Annotated in this window: 16 protein-coding genes; all 16 read left to right on the top strand. The window is 57.2% G+C overall.

From position 1 onward, the window contains the following. Positions 1 to 111 precede the first annotated feature (111 nt). The 16 genes from miaB to rpsO all read left to right on the top strand — a co-directional run bounded on the left by miaB (position 112) and on the right by rpsO (position 17343). Positions 112 to 1473: a tRNA (N6-isopentenyl adenosine(37)-C2)-methylthiotransferase MiaB gene (miaB, locus tag BLS30_RS00605; protein ID WP_090225870.1), complete on the top strand. Its 1362-nt coding sequence runs from the start codon at positions 112 to 114 to the stop codon at positions 1471 to 1473. A gap of 120 nt (positions 1474 to 1593) precedes the next feature. Continuing rightward, the gene (locus tag BLS30_RS00600) at positions 1594 to 2607 is read left to right on the top strand and encodes a PhoH family protein (RefSeq protein ID WP_170832379.1); all 1014 of its coding nucleotides are present in this window, start codon (positions 1594 to 1596) and stop codon (positions 2605 to 2607) included. Continuing rightward, positions 2604 to 3179: an rRNA maturation RNase YbeY gene (ybeY, locus tag BLS30_RS00595; protein ID WP_090225868.1), complete on the top strand. Its 576-nt coding sequence runs from the start codon at positions 2604 to 2606 to the stop codon at positions 3177 to 3179. Before BLS30_RS00600 ends, ybeY begins: the two co-directional genes overlap by 4 nt. 80 nt (positions 3180 to 3259) lie before the next feature. Then, positions 3260 to 4330, top strand: coding sequence for a hemolysin family protein (locus BLS30_RS00590; RefSeq protein ID WP_090225865.1), 1071 nt, complete (start codon positions 3260 to 3262; stop codon positions 4328 to 4330). Positions 4331 to 4414: 84 nt separating this feature from the next. Then, entirely contained in the window at positions 4415 to 6076 is a 1662-nt protein-coding gene (gene lnt / locus BLS30_RS00585) for an apolipoprotein N-acyltransferase (protein ID WP_244512332.1), read from the top strand. A gap of 233 nt (positions 6077 to 6309) precedes the next feature. Further along, positions 6310 to 6762 (top strand): helix-turn-helix domain-containing protein, encoded by a 453-nt coding sequence (locus tag BLS30_RS00580; protein WP_090225862.1) that lies wholly within the window; start codon positions 6310 to 6312, stop codon positions 6760 to 6762. Between the two features lie 98 nt (positions 6763 to 6860). After that, a complete protein-coding gene (metK, locus tag BLS30_RS00575; RefSeq protein WP_046478227.1) occupies positions 6861 to 8072 on the top strand; it encodes a methionine adenosyltransferase in 1212 nt (403 codons plus the stop codon). A 156-nt stretch (positions 8073 to 8228) separates the two neighbouring features. Further along, a complete protein-coding gene (gene trmB, locus BLS30_RS00570) occupies positions 8229 to 8939 on the top strand; it encodes a tRNA (guanosine(46)-N7)-methyltransferase TrmB (RefSeq protein WP_090225860.1) in 711 nt (236 codons plus the stop codon). 186 nt (positions 8940 to 9125) lie between these two features. Beyond that, on the top strand, positions 9126 to 9752 hold the full coding sequence (gene rimP, locus BLS30_RS00565) for a ribosome maturation factor RimP (protein ID WP_046478229.1): 627 nt from the start codon (positions 9126 to 9128) through the stop codon (positions 9750 to 9752). A 5-nt stretch (positions 9753 to 9757) separates the two neighbouring features. Then, entirely contained in the window at positions 9758 to 11479 is a 1722-nt protein-coding gene (gene nusA, locus BLS30_RS00560; RefSeq protein ID WP_076605311.1) for a transcription termination factor NusA, read from the top strand. 36 nt (positions 11480 to 11515) lie between these two features. Further along, positions 11516 to 12211 carry an RNA-binding protein gene (locus BLS30_RS00555; protein ID WP_244512331.1) on the top strand — a complete coding sequence of 232 codons (696 nt, stop codon included), beginning with the start codon at positions 11516 to 11518 and terminating at the stop codon, positions 12209 to 12211. Continuing rightward, complete coding sequence (locus BLS30_RS00550) at positions 12208 to 12411, top strand: hypothetical protein (RefSeq protein ID WP_046478231.1); 204 nt, start codon at positions 12208 to 12210, stop codon at positions 12409 to 12411. The genes BLS30_RS00555 and BLS30_RS00550 overlap by 4 nt, the downstream gene beginning before the upstream one ends. Before the next feature lie 59 nt (positions 12412 to 12470). After that, on the top strand, positions 12471 to 15299 hold the full coding sequence (infB, locus tag BLS30_RS00545) for a translation initiation factor IF-2 (RefSeq protein WP_090225857.1): 2829 nt from the start codon (positions 12471 to 12473) through the stop codon (positions 15297 to 15299). Positions 15300 to 15447: 148 nt separating this feature from the next. Next, on the top strand, positions 15448 to 15855 hold the full coding sequence (gene rbfA, locus BLS30_RS00540; RefSeq protein WP_046480242.1) for a 30S ribosome-binding factor RbfA: 408 nt from the start codon (positions 15448 to 15450) through the stop codon (positions 15853 to 15855). A gap of 59 nt (positions 15856 to 15914) precedes the next feature. Continuing rightward, positions 15915 to 16838 carry a tRNA pseudouridine(55) synthase TruB gene (truB, locus tag BLS30_RS00535; protein WP_090225854.1) on the top strand — a complete coding sequence of 308 codons (924 nt, stop codon included), beginning with the start codon at positions 15915 to 15917 and terminating at the stop codon, positions 16836 to 16838. Between the two features lie 235 nt (positions 16839 to 17073). Then, positions 17074 to 17343, top strand: coding sequence for a 30S ribosomal protein S15 (rpsO, locus tag BLS30_RS00530; protein WP_046478234.1), 270 nt, complete (start codon positions 17074 to 17076; stop codon positions 17341 to 17343). Positions 17344 to 17610 lie beyond the last annotated feature (267 nt).

Genomic DNA, 17610 nt, shown 5'->3' with positions numbered 1-17610 from the left:
ACAGGATCGTCATGGAAGACCCGGCGCAAAGCGCTGCAATACTGGAAAATATAAGGGTGCGACGTGTCCAAGCTGACGGAGTTTAATTCTGACTCTGACGGAGAGTGCACAATGCCGGGGACCAAGAAGGTCTTCGTAAAGACGTTCGGTTGCCAGATGAACGTCTACGACTCCGAACGGATGACCGAAGCTTTGGCGCAGTACGGCTATACCGTGGCCGATACGCCGGAATCCGCTGAACTCATTGTTTTGAATACGTGTCACATCCGCGAAAAAGCGGCGGAGAAGGTCTATTCCGATCTCGGACGCATCCGTGAAGTGAAGGAAGAACGGCGCCAGGCTGGTCAGAACACCGTCGTCGCCGTAGCCGGTTGCGTCGCTCAGGCCGAGGGATCTGAGATTATCGCCCGCGCGCCGGTCGTTGATCTCGTGATAGGCCCGCAAAGCTATCACCGTCTGCCTGAACTCGTTTTCCGAGCGCAAAGCGAATCCCGGCGCATTGTCGAGGTGGCTTTTCCAGAAGAGGACAAGTTCGCGAATCTTCCTGCGCGTGCGGCCACGGTTCCTGGAACTCAAATCGCACCCGCGTCGGCATTCCTTACGATTCAGGAGGGTTGCGATAAATTCTGTACGTTCTGCGTCGTACCCTACACGCGAGGTATGGAGTATTCGCGTCCGGTCGCCGCGATCGTCGCGGAAGCGGAAAGCCTCGTCGCGCGTGGCGTTCGCGAGCTGACGTTGCTGGGTCAAAACGTAAACGCCTACCACGGCGAAGGACCCGACGGAGCCACATGTTCGCTTGCCGGGTTGATAAATCGCCTAGCCGAAATCGATGGCCTTGAGCGCTTGCGTTACACGACCAGCCACCCCAACGATATGAGCGAAGATTTGTTTGCGGCCCACCGGGATCAGGAAAAACTGATGCCGTACCTACACCTGCCTTTTCAGTCAGGCAGCGACCGCATTCTGGCCGCCATGAACCGCAAACACACCGCGGATGACTACCGTCGCGTGATCGAGCGCCTGCGCAAAGTCCGGCCGGACATCGCATTGTCCACCGATATCATTGTGGGCTTTCCGAGTGAAACGCAGGAAGATTTCGACGCAACGCTTGCGCTCGTCGAGGAAATTGGTTTCGCCCAGGCCTTCTCATTCAAATATTCTGCCCGCCCTGGTACACCGGCTGCAAAAATTGCAGAACAGGTGCCCGAAGGCGTCAAGACCGAGCGCCTCCATCGCCTTCAGGAACGTCTTGAAGCTCAGGCATCGCGTTTCAATGAGGGCTGTGTTGGCAAAATAGTGCAGGTGCTGTTTGAACGTCCAGGCCGTCAGGCGGGACAGCTCGTTGGTCGTTCGCCGTATCTGCAACCCGTTCATGTTGAAGGGGCTCCAGAATACCTCGGACGTGTCATTCCAGTGGAAATCTCAGCCGCCGGCATGAAGTCGTTGTCGGGTGTCATACGAGCTGCTTGAAAGCGGAGTATGAATGTCCACCTATCAGGTTGATTCGGAATCGCGGCCAGTTATGCTAGCAACTGAAGAACTGGGTGGTTGTGAAGCCAACGTAAGGGCCGGGCATGGGAGACCTCTAATTTGACAGGCTTTCGCGGGCAATCCGTGACCGGGCCTGGGCGCGCCCAAAGATCGCAAGGCGTTTCCAAACGCATCGTCGTGCCCTTTGAAGACAATCGCTTCCTGACACAGTTGTTGGGAGAGTTCGATTGTCACCTAGCTCTTATTGAGGATCGCCTTGGCGTAGAGGCGCATGCTCATGGCAACGTCATCATTCTGACAGGCTCGGAGCCAGCAGTCGGGTTGGCCCGAGACGTTCTGGAACAGCTTTATCGGCGTATCGCGAATGGCGAACCGATCGGCGCGGGCGATTTCGATGGCCTAATCCGCCATGCCAGGCAGGAAACACCAGCAACGGATGGACAAGCTCAGATCGCGACCCGCCGTCGTGTCGTCAAGGCGCGGACACCCGCCCAAAGCACCTATATGCGCGCGATGGAACGTGTCGATCTGGTGTTCGGGATTGGCCCTGCGGGCACGGGAAAAACCTATCTTGCCGTCGCCTATGCCGCCCACTGCCTGGAGCGTGGACTCGTTGAACGCTTGATCCTGTCGCGCCCAGCCGTAGAGGCAGGTGAGCGTCTGGGGTTTCTGCCCGGCGACATGCGCGACAAGGTCGACCCCTATTTGCGTCCCCTATACGATGCGCTTTATGATCTGCTGCCGCCCGAGAAGGTTGAGCGCGACATCGAGACGGGTGTCATCGAAGTCGCTCCACTCGCTTTCATGCGCGGCCGAACGCTCGCCAACGCTTTCGTTATTCTGGATGAAGCGCAGAATACGACGAGCATGCAGATGAAGATGTTTCTGACCCGTTTGGGAGAGAACGCAAAAATGGTCGTCACAGGCGACCCAAGTCAGATTGATCTACCGCCAGGGCAAACGTCCGGGTTGGAAGAGGCAGTTCGTCTCCTGCAAGACGTCGAAGGCATTCAGTCAATCCGGTTTTCCAATACGGATGTCGTGCGCCGCGATCTCGTGGCGCGCATTGTAACTGCGTACGATAAGGCCTCTGAGGGCCAGCGCCCGCGATGAACGATCCCTGCGACAGTAGACGCTCAAGCGAAGGCAGCGAGCAAGACGGCAGCGAACCTCCTAGTCCAGCTGCGCAGACTATTGAACTCGATGTCGTGCACGAAGCTGGTGATTGGTCCAGCGTTCCCGATATCGACAACATCATACGTCGTGCTGCCCAAGCCGCAGCAACAGAGCCCGAAGCAGAGCTTGCAGGGGCCAGTGCCGCATTGGCTCTATCTTCCGATGAGCATGTAGCCACGCTCAATGCTGCCTATCGTGGAAAGTCAAGCCCTACCAACGTTTTGTCGTTCCCTGTCGCTTCAGGCCTCCCTGTTGGAAGCGGAGCGCAGCGTTTTATTGGCGATATCGTGCTCGCTGCAGAAACGGTGGCGGCCGAAGCCGTAGCCATGCGCATTCCGACAAGCCACCATCTTCAGCATCTGGTTGTCCATGGTCTCCTCCATCTCGTGGGTTTCGATCATGAAACCGACGAAGAGGCGACACGCATGGAAGCACTTGAAACGCGCATTCTGGCGACACTCGATATCGCTGATCCATATGCGCCCATCGAAGCCGATTCCGAAGAATGAAGACGCACACCTGACGTGCTGAGCACGTCCGAGCATCATGAACTCAGTGTGCGATTGTATTGGAAAATAGTGATACGGAAATGAGTACCGACGACACGACAAGCACCAACGGCGACGCGACGTCCACATCTGACGATGCTCGAAGTTCGACGGCCTTTGGATGGTTTAACACTCTGCGCTCACGGCTTGGACTGCCGGGCGGCCAAACACTGCGTGACACGCTTGAATACGCATTGCAGGGCGAGGCAGGACCGAGCGATTCCTTCAGTGCGCAGGAACGGCAGATGCTGCTGCGTTTGCTGCATTTCAGTGCCAGTCGCGTCGAAGACATCATGGTGCCACGTGCCGATATCATCGCGATCGACGAAAGCGACTCCATTGCCGATCTGCTCGAGACGTTCGAGCGCGCGGGCGTCTCTCGCGTTCCCTTGTTCGCAGAGACACTCGATGATCCGCGCGGAATGGTCCACATCAAGGATTTCTTCCGTTGGGTCATGACCGAAGCCGGCCGAGAGGTTACACCGCCTGCGCCAGAGGCCGCAGACAGTGCGAGTGGAGATCCATCTGAAGAAGCGCTGTCATCCACGGTTGCCAGTCTCAATCTAGGCACCATAGATTTGACCCGGCCTGTCTCGGTTGCTCGGATCAAACGCCCGGTTCTGTATGTGCCTCCGTCCATGCCCGCTATGAACCTGCTTATCAAAATGCAATCAACGCGTATTCACATGGCGCTTGTCGTCGATGAGTACGGAGGCACGGATGGCCTCGTGACGATTGAAGATTTGGTTGAGCAGATCGTCGGCGATATCGAAGACGAACACGACGAGGCCGAAGTTCCCAACATCACCGAAGATCCGAAGCTGGGCCTTGTGGCGTCTGCACGCGCGCCGGTCGCAGAGCTGGAAAAACTCCTCGACCGTAAGATTTTGTCGAGCGAAGAAGAGGAAGAGATCGATACGCTCGGCGGCTTGGTGTTCACGATCGTGGGGCGTGTCCCAGCGAGAGGGGAACTTGTCAAACATCACTCCGGCCTGGAGTTCGAGGTGCTGGACGCTGATCCGCGCCGCGTCAAGAAGCTGAAAATTCACGTTCCTGTTGCGGAAGCCGACTCCGAGCCGAGTCCTGCGACCGCGTCCGTCGGCGAAAGCTAACCGTCCGTGACGGGGAGCGAAACAATCGATCGTCCGCAGCGGAGCGCGCGTAAGCCACCTCGTGTCCTTCGGCGATTGGCCTCTGTGGCTAAGGTTGTCAGAGAAGCCGTAGGATGGCGCCGCCGTGGCATCGCGTTTCTCGCAGGAGCCCTATCGGTGCTCGCCATGGCACCATTCTTCCTCTGGCCGGTACTGTTCTTCACTCTTCCAGTTTTGATCTGGTTGATCGATGGAACATCTGATCAAGCGCTTGCACATGCTGAGGCTGACAAAGCGACACACACGCGGGCATGGCGCACGAGCTTGAAGAGGGCAGCGTTCGACGGCTGGTGGTTTGGCTTCGGTTACTTCTTCTTCGGATTGTTTTGGATCGGCGAAGCATTCTTGGTGGAAGCGCACATCTTCGGATGGCTTTTGCCCGTTGCCGTTACGCTTATGCCAGCGGGCCTTGCGCTGTTCACCGCGGTGACAGCAGCTGCGGCGCGAAGCTTCTGGGTGCCCGGACTATCCCGCGTTGCGGTTTTGGCTGTCGCCTTCGGTGTCGGGGAATGGCTGAGAGGTCATATCTTCACAGGCTTCCCCTGGAACGTGCTGGGCTATGCGTTAACACAGCCGTTGTATTTGATGCAGTCTACGGCCGTGTTCGGCATCTACGGATTGACATTGCTCACTGTGTTGATTGCCGCGACACCGGTGATCGTACTGGCCGACCCACGCACCCCGCGTCCCGGAGCGAAAATTGTCGCGCTCACCGTGGCGCCTTTAGCTGCACTATTCATCTATGGAGCACTGGTCCTCGCTCCAGGTCCCAATTCGTTTGTGGACGGCGTAAAATTGCGCATCGTACAGCCGAGCATTCCTCAGCACGAAAAATGGTTGGCGAGCGAGCAGCCACGAATTTTCGCAGAACATCTGCGTCTGTCGCGCATTTCCGAATCTGGAAAACAGGATGATTTAGAAGGCGTTACGCATGTCTTCTGGCCAGAGGCCGCGATGCCTTTTCTACCACTTTCAACGCCGGACGCGCTTTCTGCAATTGGCACGTTATTGCCTGCAAACACATTTCTCGTAGCAGGCGCGTTGCGCTTGGAAAAGGCCAGCGTTGGTGATGAGTTGCGGCCAAGTACGCTCCCTAAGCGTCAGGTTTATAATTCGATCATCGCTTTTGGACCTGAGGGGGAGACGCGGGCAATCTATGACAAGATTCATCTCGTGCCATTTGGAGAGTATCTGCCCGCTCAAGAATTCCTCGAAGCCATTGGTTTGGAAAGTTTGACGCGGATCCGCGGCGGTTTTTCAATTGGCTCTACGCCACGTCCCTTAGTTTCCGTGCCGGGGCTTCCGCCTTTCTCTCCATTGATTTGTTACGAAGCGATTTTTCCCGCAGCAGTTGTTCAAGGCGAGGATCGTCCAGCTCTACTTGTGAATGCGACCAACGATGGCTGGTTTGGTAATACGACGGGCCCGCACCAGCATTTACATCAAGCGCGTTTGCGCGCGGTTGAAGAAGGCGTGGCCCTATTACGCGTCGCCAATAACGGTATATCCGCTGTGATCGATCCGTTCGGTCGTATTATTGGAAAGCTCGATCTTAACGAGGTCGGAACACTCGATACGCAGCTTCCCCAGCCACGCCCTGCAACCATTTATGCTCAATATGGCGACGGTCTATTTTTACTTTGCGTGCTCGCGTTGAGCCTAACGACGTGGATTATTGTCCAGTATAATCGCTATGCGGCACGATAAGACGTGTCAAAGGTGTGGCTTCACAGCACCGCTTCTACCATGAAACGCAACTTTCATAGTAAGGAATGACCACATCTTGGCACGATTTTGCCGAAGTGGGTGGCATTGATGCACTCTATAGTATAGATCACCCAACAAATAAGAAAGCTTAAATTGTTTGAGCGTGGTCCGTCCTGCTTACTGACGCGATCGTGCTGTAGGCTGTAAGGTAAACTTTGGAGCCGGTATTTCGCATGGGCAACGATTTTAATAACAAGAATACTGTGGAGGAAGAGCGCAATGCGCGCCGGGCGAACCCGATAGACGTTCATGTCGGTGCTCGTGTCAGATTACGGCGTATGCTGCTGGGGATGAGCCAGGAAAAACTTGGCGAACGATTGGGACTGACTTTCCAGCAGATTCAAAAATACGAGAAGGGTGTAAATCGCATTGGCGCAAGTCGGTTGTTCGACATGGCGCGCGTTCTAGGGGTGCCGGTTCAGTTCTTTTATGACGAGGTGCCAAATGGAGATTCTGCAGAAGCCACAGGCATGGCGGACGCGTCCGCGGAGTATGTGCCGGATCTCATTACGACCCGCGAAGGCTTTGAGCTCAACAAGGCGTTCGCTCGCATTCCGGACGCGCGCGTTCGACGTGCTGTTGTCGAGCTAGTTCGCTCGCTGGCGAACGAAGAATCGCAGGACTGAGACGTCCTGCGACAAGGCCCCGTTTCAGGGGCTAGCCTTGACCCGTCCCTAAAACCTTGCGACAAGGCCCGCAACTTCCCATCGAAAATGAAATGCAAATGGAGGGAGCGAGCTTGGCACGCACATCCTATTTATTTACCAGTGAATCGGTCTCTGAAGGTCATCCGGACAAGGTCTGCGATCGTATCTCTGATGAGATCGTCGATCTTTTTTACCGTGAAGGGCCCAAGGCAGGCATCGATCCCTGGTCGATTCGTGCCGCGTGCGAGACATTGGCGACGACCAACCAGGTAATCGTTGCCGGCGAGACGCGTGGGCCGTCCACGGTCACCACCGAAATGATCAGCGCGAAGATTCGCGAAGCGATCAAAGACATCGGGTACGAGCAGGAAGGCTTCCACTGGGCCAACACGAACATTGATGTTCTATTGCATCCGCAGTCCGCTGACATCGCAGTTGGCGTCGATGCAGCCGGCAACAAGGACGAAGGTGCCGGCGACCAAGGCATCATGTTCGGGTATGCCTGCCGTGAAACGCCGGAGCTGATGCCGGCACCGATCTACTACAGCCACAAGATTCTTGAGGTTCTGGCAAAGGCGCGCAAAGCGAAAGAGGGTGCCGCTGCTAAGCTTGGACCGGATGCGAAAAGCCAAGTGACCGTGCGTTACGAAAACGGCAAGCCCGTTGCTGTCACGCAGATCGTTTTGTCGACGCAGCACATCGATCCTGATCTCACGTCCAAACAGGTACGTGAAATCGTCGAGCCCTATATCCTCAAGACTCTTCCCGCTGAGTGGGTGTCGAACGATACCGTCTGGCACGTAAACCCAACGGGTAAGTTCGTGATCGGCGGCCCGGATGGTGACTGTGGTCTCACGGGACGTAAGATCATCGTCGATACCTATGGCGGCGCGGCGCCCCATGGCGGCGGCGCGTTCTCGGGCAAAGATCCGACGAAGGTGGACCGCTCGGCTGCGTATGCGGCACGTTATCTGGCAAAGAACGTCGTGGCGGCGGAACTCGCAGAGCGCTGCACCATCCAGCTGTCCTACGCAATCGGCGTTGCCGAGCCACTGTCGATCTACGTCGACACGCATGGCACAGGCAAGGTGGATGAAGCCCAATTGGAAAAGGTTCTCCGCGAAGTCATGAAGCTGACGCCGCGCGGCATCCGCGAGCACCTGAACCTGAACAACCCGATCTATGCTCGCACGGCAGCTTATGGCCATTTTGGCCGTGCACCAGACGATCAGGGTGGCTTCACGTGGGAAAAAGACGATCTTGCCGCAGCCATTAAGTCGGCGCTGTAAATCCAGCCGGCTTAATCTGTCGAACGAACCTGGACGGCCGCAGCGCATGCGTTGCGGCCGTTTTGTTCTATTTTTAGAGAGAAATAGAAATTCACGCGTTCAGCTGTGTTGATGAAACCGAATTCTCCAAACAATTGCGCAACGTAGGTCGGGGCGATGGGCGAAACCACACAAAAGGGTGAAGGAATTCCAGCTGATCTCCGTTCCTTCGGCCGTCGACGTGGGCGGACGCTAAGTCCGCGCCAACAACAGCTCATGCGAGAACTGCTGCCCAGGTTGGCTCTCGAAGTCACCCAACCGAGGCCTCGGTCACTAACAGAGCTCTTTTCCGCGAATGTCGGTGAAGTTTGGCTAGAGATCGGTTTCGGCGGGGCGGAACACTTGATCTGGCAGGCGGCCCATCATCCCTCTGTTGGTTTGATAGGTTGCGAACCGTTCGAGGACGGCGTCGTCAAGGCTTTGACGGCCATTGAGGAGAATGAACTCCAAAATATTCGTTTGTATGTCGATGATGCGCGCGAGGTTTTGCGTTGGCTTCCACCGGCCAGCATCAACCGAACGTTTATCTTATTTCCAGATCCCTGGCCGAAGCGGCGGCATCATAAGCGCCGTTTGGTGTCCGCATCTCTGATCTCGGAGCTGGCACGGGTCATGGCGGCAGGGGGCGAGTTACGGATCGCCACCGATATTGGCGACTATGCCCGCACAGCGCTCATCGCTTTGCAAGACAGCCCGTTTTCTTGGCAAGCGGCGAGCCCTCAAGACTGGCGCCTACGCCCCGACGACTGGCCATCGACCCGCTACCAAGCAAAAGCCCTCCGTGAAGGTCGGCGATGCTATTTCTTCCGCTTTCTGCGAAATGCTTGAGCAAGTACAGCCGCAGACTGCTTATTTTGTGCCATCAAAATGTTCAAAAAACTTCACAAGGCGCTTGCAAGTGCCTAAGTCTTCACGTAGTCTTGAATTGCTCATGATCATCTCAACTCTGGGAGTGGGCCCTCTGGGTCCGCTCTTTTTGTTTTGGGAATGGCATTTGGGAATTAGCGACAGTATTTGACGAGGGCCTCTGTGGCGGGCGATACGAGCGCGTCGCGCGAGCGCTTTTTCCGGGAGACAGGATTGGCAGCGGCAGTGGCCGAACTTGCTGAACCAGTCCTGGAGGATCTTGGTTTCCGGCTCGTGCGAGTACACATACAAGGACGTGAAGGCAAGATCGTTCAGATCATGGCCGAACGCCCCGACGGTACAATTACGGTGAATGATTGCGAGACGATCTCTCGCCAGCTATCACCGCTGCTGGATGTTCACGACGTTATCTCAGGCAGCTATCGCTTGGAGATTTCTTCGCCCGGGATTGATAGACCTCTCGTGCGTCCATCCGATTTTGAGGACTGGGCTGATCACGAGGCGAAGGTCGAACTGAGCGAAATGGTGGACGGCCGCAAACGCTTCCGTGGGCGGCTTGAAGGCTTCGAGGATGGTGAGATCCGTATGGAGGTCGATCTTCCTGAGGTTGGTCCGACGGTTGTTGGCTTTCCGGTTTCGCTGGTGAGCGATGCCAAGCTGGTCTTGACGGATGAACTTGTGCGCGAAGCCTTGCGTCGGGCGAAGAAGTCAAGGCAAACAGACGATGCCGGTAACGACGTAGGTCCCGGCGACGAAGTGGATTTGGAGGACTAGGCAACATGGCGATGGCAGGTATCAGCGCCAACCGTCTCGAACTCTTGCAGATTGCAGACGCTGTCGCCCGCGAGAAATCGATCGATCGAACGATCGTGATCCAGGCGATGGAAGATGCGATCCAGAAGGCGGCAAAGTCCCGTTACGGCGCGGAAAACGATATCCGCTGTACGATCGATCCCAAGACTGGCGAGACGAAGCTCTCCCGTGTGATCACGGTCGTCGAGAACGTCGAAAATGACTCGACTGAAATTTCGGTACAGGGCGCACAACGCCGTCAGCCGGGCGCCGTAGCTGGCGACCTGATCGTTGAGCCGCTGCCGCCGTTGGACTTCGGCCGTGTCGCTGCGCAGAACGCCAAGCAGGTGATCGTCCAGAAGGTTCGTGAAGCCGAGCGTGAGCGCCAATACGGCGAATACAAGGATCGCATCGGCGAAATCGTCAACGGTACCGTAAAGCGCGTCGAGTACGGCAACGTCATCATCGATCTCGGACGCGCCGAGGCCATCATCCGTCGCGACGAGATGATCCCGCGTGAAAATTTCCGTTACGGAGACCGTGCACGCGCCTACATCTACGATGTGCGTCAGGAACAACGCGGCCCGCAGATTTTCCTGTCGCGTGCGCGCCCTGAATTCATGTCGAAGCTGTTCGCGCAGGAAGTGCCTGAAATCTACGACGGCATTGTGGAGATCAAATCGGTTGCTCGCGACCCCGGGTCACGTGCGAAGATCGCGGTTATTTCCAAGGATTCGTCCATTGATCCGGTCGGCGCTTGCGTCGGTATGCGCGGTTCGCGCGTCCAGGCGGTTGTCAATGAACTGCAGGGCGAGAAGGTCGACATCATTCAGTGGCGTCCCGATCCCGCAGAGTTCATCGTTAACGCGCTCGCGCCTGCAGAAGTGAGCAAGGTCGTCCTCGACGAAGATACCGACAAGATCGAGGTCGTGGTCCCGGAAAATCAGCTCTCACTGGCGATCGGCCGTCGCGGTCAGAACGTGCGTCTTGCGTCGCAGTTGACGGGCTGGGATATCGATATCCTCACGGAGCAGGAAGAAAGCGAACGCCGCCAGAAGGAATTTGTCGAGCGGTCCAACATGTTCATGGACCAACTCGATGTTGACGAGGTGATCGCGCAGCTATTGGTGACCGAAGGCTTCGCCTCGATTGAGGAGGTCGCTTACGTCGATCTCTCCGAAATCGCACATATCGAAGGCTTCGATGAGCATACCGCGAACGAGATCCAGACACGTGCGCGCGATTTTCTTGAGCGTATCGAGAATGAGCGTGATGCGCGTCGTCGCGAGCTCGGTGTCGCCGATGAACTCGGCCAGGTTTCTGGCGTAACGAGCGCCATGCTGGTCGCGTTTGGTGAAAACGGCATCAAGACCGTCGAAGATTTGGCCGACTGCGCCACAGATGACCTCGTCGGCTGGGTCGAGCGTAAGCGCGAAAAAGATAGCGAGCCGGTGCGCCACAAGGGAATCCTTGATGGCATGGAGATCGGACGCACAGAGGCTGAAGAACTGATTATGGCAGCCCGCGTTCAGGCAGGCTGGATCAGTGCGGAAGACCTCGCATCATCTGCTGAGCCGGAAGAAGAGGCTGAAGAAGCCGCGCCTTCCGAAGCAGATGCACAGGCGCAAGAAATTGAAGCCGTTTTCTCTTCAGGTACACCTAAGCCTGCAGGCAAAACGAATGCCGGCGATGCCGGTTCGTCCGACTAGGGCGATGGAGATGTTCAACGATTGGAGCAGCAACGCGTGGTCGCAAATGAACGGCCAGACATTCGAGAGGCCAGCCGGATGGAAGGGAAAGACCTCTTCCGTCAATGCGCCCTCACGCGTTCTGAGCGGGTAACCGGCGATCTGATCCGATTTGTCGCCGGCCCTGGCGACACTATATATCCTGATCTGACACATAAATTGCCTGGTCGCGGCGTATGGATTACGGCCGATAGGGAAAGTATCTCCGCTGCCGTTAAAGCACGTGCTTTTGCCCGAAGCCTAAAGCGTAAGGTGGAAGTTTCCGAAGATCTTCCCGGTTTGGTTGAGCGTCAATTGACGCAGCGCGTTGTCGAAGCCCTCGCGCTCGCCAACAAGGCAGGCCTCGTTGTTTGTGGCTTCGATAAGATAAATACGCGGTTGGAACGCGAACGCATCGCGACTCTGGTACACGGAGCTGATGCTGCCCGCGACGGTTGTGACAAGTTGGATCGCAAGTATACCGCTATCGCGGCGGACCGTGGCTTTAAGCCAATCATCATTGATATTCTGACAATTGATGAAATCGGCTTGGCCATGGGGCGCTCAAATGTGGTACATGCTGCCCTCACACCCGGAGGGGCGGCGAAGCGATTTGTGGGCGAAGCTGAAAGATTAGCCCGCTACCGTCGAGGCATTGCCCCTCCTGTAACCGCTAAAGCAGCTTCTGGCGAAGCAAAGGTTGGTTCGCCATGATAGGCTGCAAAGAATTGATTGGCTCTCGCGCAGGGGTTATTCCGAGCCCGAGCCCGAATACCGGCAGCGAAACGCTGCGGATCAAGACCCCGGCACTTCTACTATGGGGAGACTATTTCCGCCCTGTGGTGCCGACCAGAACCGATGACGCGATCATCATACGGCAACGCTATTGCCAAACGCGCAACGGCGTACCGTGACACGATCTTAGATCACGCCGCGGATTGAGATCACACGAAGAGAGTTGAACGGATATCGAATGACGGACACGAAAGACTCCACCGACAAGACCATTCGAGGTGGGCGCAAACAGCTCTCTCTACAACGCACCGTCGAGTCCGGTCATGTTCGGCAGAGTTTCAGCCATGGCCGCTCGAAGGCCGTCGTGGTGGAGAAGCGCAAATCGCGCAAGCTCGCTACGCCAGGTCCACAAGGCGCAGAAGAGATAACACCGGCGACCCCGCAGCAGCCAGCCGCGCCTGTAGCGCGCAAGCCGGCCAGCGCACCGCCGCGTCCTGCACCAAGTGCTGATACGGCGTCTGGTGACAAGCTATCCAGCAGCGAAGTTGAAGCTCGTCAGCGCGCTTTGCAGGCGGCTAAGGCGGCACAAGATGCTGAGGAGGCTGAGCGAAAGGCGCGCGAAGAAAGCCAGGCTAAGGCGGAAAAAGAGTCGGAAGCGGCTAAAGAGCCTGTCGCCGAAAAAAGCGAACAGCCGACGGCAGCACCAGAAGCTGTACCCGAGCCTGTAGAGGTCGCTGCGGAACCTGCGCCACCAGCTGTCGAAGAAGTAAAGAGTGCGCCCGCACCTGAACCGGCGAAGCCTGCGCCTCCGGCTCGCGAACAGCCACGCGCAAAAAGCTCGGCCGCACCGGCGAGGAAGAGCGACGGCCCGCAGCGCGGGGAAGGGCGGCCATCGGGTAGGTCTTCCGAAGGCGATGCGCCTGCACGTCAGCGCGCGCCACGCTCGCTCGACACGCAGTTCCAGCCGCGCGAGCGCGGCAAGCCGAAAGAAATTAGATTGCCCGGTCCGCCTCGCGGTCAGGCCGATGGAGGTGATGAGCCGATCGTCGCCAAGCCGCAGCGTGCGCAACGGCCAGCTCCCGCTCCGCAACAACAGCAGATGGAGGACGAGGACGGTCGCAACAAGCGTGGCGGCAAGCCATCGCGTACAGCGACACGCACCGGTGATGAACGTCGTGAGCGCGGTAAGCTGACGGTTGATCAGCTTCTTAATCGCGAAAACCGCGAACGTTCGCTTGCATCTCTGAAGCGTAAGCGCGAACGCGAGAAGCTGAAGGCGATGGGTATCGCTCAGCCGCGCGAAAAGATTGCGCGTGAGGTGATTATTCCTGAAGTGATTACTATTCAGGAACTCGCCAACCGCATGGCCGAACGCGCCGTCGATCTCATCAAGTACCTGATGAAGCAGGGCGAGATGCATAAGATCAACGACGTGATCGACGCCGACACGGCGGAACTGCTCGTCTCCGAGTTTGGTCATACGTCAAAGCGCGTTTCCGAAGCCGACGTTGAAGAGGGCTTTATCGGTGAAACAGATGCCGATGAGACACTCGTGCAGCGTGCTCCCGTAGTCACTATTATGGGGCACGTCGACCACGGTAAAACCTCGCTTCTCGACGCTATCCGGAAGGCGAATGTCGTCTCGGGAGAAGCTGGCGGTATCACGCAGCATATCGGCGCGTATCAGGTTGAGACGGGCTCCGGCCAGAAAATCACGTTCATCGATACGCCAGGCCACGCAGCCTTCACGGCCATGCGTGCACGCGGCGCCAAGGTCACGGATATCGTCGTGCTGGTCGTTGCTGCCGACGATGGTGTGATGCCTCAGACCATCGAGGCGATCAACCATGCCAAGGCTGCGGATGTGCCGATGATCGTGGCTATCAATAAGATTGATAAGCCGCAGGCCGATCCCAACCGCGTCCGCACGGAGCTGCTGCAGCACGAGGTTGTTGTCGAAACCATGTCGGGTGAGACACTCGAAGTTGAGGTTTCCGCGCTGAAGCAAATGAACCTCGACAAACTACTCGAGGCTATCGCTCTGCAGGCTGAAATTCTTGATCTCAAGGCCAATCCCGAGCGCAATGCGGAAGGTATTGTCATCGAGGCTAAGCTCGAACGCGGTCGTGGTCCGGTAGGCACCGTTCTCGTTCAGCGCGGTACGTTGGCCGTTGGTGACATCGTCGTTGCCGGCACCGCATGGGGCCGCGTCCGCGCGTTGATTGACGATCGCGGAAAGAACGTCGCTAAGGCGGGCCCGTCTGTTCCTGTCGAGGTTTTGGGCTTCGATGCGGCGCCTGAAGCAGGTGATCAGTTCGCCGTTGTTGAGAACGAAGCTCGTGCCCGCGAGATCACCGACTATCGTGTTCGCAAACGGCGCGAAAAGTTGGGCTCCGCTGGGTCGCCGCGTACGCTTGAGCAAATGATGCAAACGCTCAAGGACGAAGCGGGCAAGAAAGAGTTTCCGCTCGTCATCAAGGGTGACGTGCAAGGCTCTATCGAAGCCATCGCGGGCGCTCTCAAGAAGATGGGCACCGACGAGGTCGAAGCGCGTATCGTGCACTCCGGCGTTGGCGGTATCACAGAGTCCGACGTCGTTTTGGCGAACGCCTCGAACGCTGTCATTTTTGGCTTCAACGTTCGCGCCAACGCCCAAGCCAAACAGGCCGCCGATAGTCAGGGTGTCGAGATCCGCTACTACAACATCATCTACGACCTCGTTGATGACGTTAAGGCGGCGATGTCCGGTCTGCTTGAGCCGACGATCCGCGAAATATTCCTTGGAAATGCGGAGATCCTACAGGTCTTCAATATCACTAAGGTCGGCAAAGTGGCTGGCTGCCGTGTAACGGAAGGCAAGGTTGAGCGCGGAGCCAAAGTTCGCCTGATCCGCGACAACGTCGTTATCCATGAGGGCAGCCTGTCAATCCTGAAGCGCTTCAAGGATGACGTGAAGGAAGTTCCCGTAGGTCAGGAATGCGGTATGTCCTTCGCGAATTATCAGGACCTACGCGAGGGCGACGTGATCGAGTGCTTCCAGGTCGAGACACTGGCTCGCACCCTGTAGTCACATCCGATCGCTTGGCGATCGTTTGGGGTCGGGCCGGCTGACGGCACGACCCCTTTGACGTCATAGCGGCAATGCTTGTCCCGCCGCGATGTCATGGATGAAGTTGACCGGCACGGCTGGTCTTCGACCCGTCAACGGAACTGATATGGCGAAACGATCCTCCAAATCTCCCGCCGGAGCGGGCCCGTCGCAAAGGCAGTTGCGCGTTGGAGAAATGATCCGGCATGCGATAGCCGAGATGCTAACGCGCGGTGAGATTCACGACGACGTCCTCGGGGCACATGTCATCACGGTTCCTGAGGTTCGTATGTCACCGGACCTGAAGCTTGCGACGATATTCGTCATGCCGCTTGGCGGTGGCGAGGCGATGGAACCTGTTCTTGCCGCGCTCGATCGGAATAAGAGGTTTTTACGTGGCGAGATTGCGCATGCCGTTAACTTGAAGTATGCCCCGGAACTCCGTTTCCGTGCTGACCGGAGCTTTGATGAAGCGCTGCGTATCGACGAGTTGCTGCACAGCCCCACCGTCCGACGGGACCTGGAAAACGACTGAGCATTAGTCTTCAACGCGCGGCTGGATATTTCACTCTCGGCCGATCAGCAGAGCACCATATGGCACGAAGAAAGAAAGGTAGGGCGGTCAACGGTTGGCTCGTCCTCGACAAGCCGCTCGGTCGCACGTCGACCCAAGCGCTGGGCGCAGTGAAACGCCTGTTCGATGCACAGAAGGCAGGCCATGCCGGGACACTCGATCCGTTGGCAACAGGTATCCTGCCGATCGCTTTCGGTGAAGCAACGAAGACCGTGTCCTATGCCGTTGATGGTGAGAAGGCATATCGTTTTACTGTGACCTGGGGGAACGAGCGCACGACGGACGATACGGAAGGCGAGATCGTAGCAAGCTCCGAGACGCGCCCCTCCGTTGCTGAGATCGAAGCGCTGTTGCCGCAATTCACAGGCGAAATCAGCCAGGTACCGCCGCAATTCTCAGCGATCAAGGTGGCAGGAAACCGCGCTTACGATCTCGCCCGAGACGGCGAGGTTGTCGAGCTGCAGCCGCGCATTGTTAACATTGACGATCTACGTCTGCTTGGCGCGGTCGATGCGAACTCCGCGATTTTTGAAGCGGAGTGCGGCAAGGGGACCTATGTGCGGGCGATCGCGCGCGACCTCGGACGGGCCTTGGGCTGCTATGGCCATGTAAGTGAGCTCCGGCGCCTTGCCGTCGGCTCATTTACGGAGGAAGAAGCCGTTTCCATGGATGAGCTTGTGGCCGCCCACGAGGAAGGCGGAGCGGAAGCGTTGGACTCATATCTCCAACCCGTCGAGTCGGCCCTCGAAGACCTAACGGAACTCTCCGTAACCCCTTCGGACGCGTCTGAACTGGCCCGTGGCAAGACCATACTTCTGCGCGGTCGCGACGCTCCCGTGTTCACAGGCGGGTTTTTCGCCATGTGCAAGGGACAGCTCGTCGCCATCGGTGACGCGGAAAAAGGTCAACTCAGGCCGAACCGCGTCTTCAATCTAGGGCGGTGATCATCTTATCGTTAATTTGATTGCCCTGCGACGCAGCTTTACCGGGAATCAAGGCCGCAGGTGCATCGAAAGATGCTGGTCACGAGCGCGTATTCGTGTATAAAGCCCCCAACGACGCGGGTCCCATGGGCCCGCGTTGTATGTTTGTGACCCAGCTGGACGACATCCCGGCTGTGGCCGCCTAGGGAAAGCTCTGAAGCTTTCCGTATCTTCTCGAATTGAAAGGACGATCCCGATGTCGATTACGGCAGAACGCAAGGCCGAACTCGTAAAGGAGTTCGGAACGAAAGAAGGCGATACCGGTTCTCCAGAAGTTCAGATCGCTATTCTGACCTCACGCATCACTTACCTTACTGAGCACTTCAAGACCCACAAGAAAGACAACCATTCACGTCGTGGTCTGCTCAAAATGGTAAGCCAGCGGCGCCATCTCCTGGACTATGTCAAGGCTAAGGACGTTTCTCGCTATCAGAAGCTCATCGAACGCCTCGGCATCCGCCGTTAATTTGCGCGTTTTATCGCGCGCGGCTTGGCCTAGGGCGCAAATTTTGACACGTCCGCTCATGTGGGATGCTGCCGTCAGGTCTGGCGGCAGCATCTACCGCCCGAGCATGTCCAAGTGCGAATTCTACAAACACCAACATTTGTGCGGTTCGCTTTTCAGTGAACTTTTTGTGCCTGCAACGCGGGACGGTCTCGGCCGCTCCGCGATAGGGCGCGCCTTGTGACTGGAAACTTTTTGCTATCGCTGAAAATGCGCTAGAACCGCGCT

The organism is Filomicrobium insigne (genome assembly GCF_900104305.1).
Taxonomy (GTDB): Bacteria; Pseudomonadota; Alphaproteobacteria; order Rhizobiales; family Hyphomicrobiaceae; genus Filomicrobium; species Filomicrobium insigne.
Note: the sequence above shows the minus strand (reverse complement) of the source record. Positions and strands in the feature narration are given on the sequence as shown.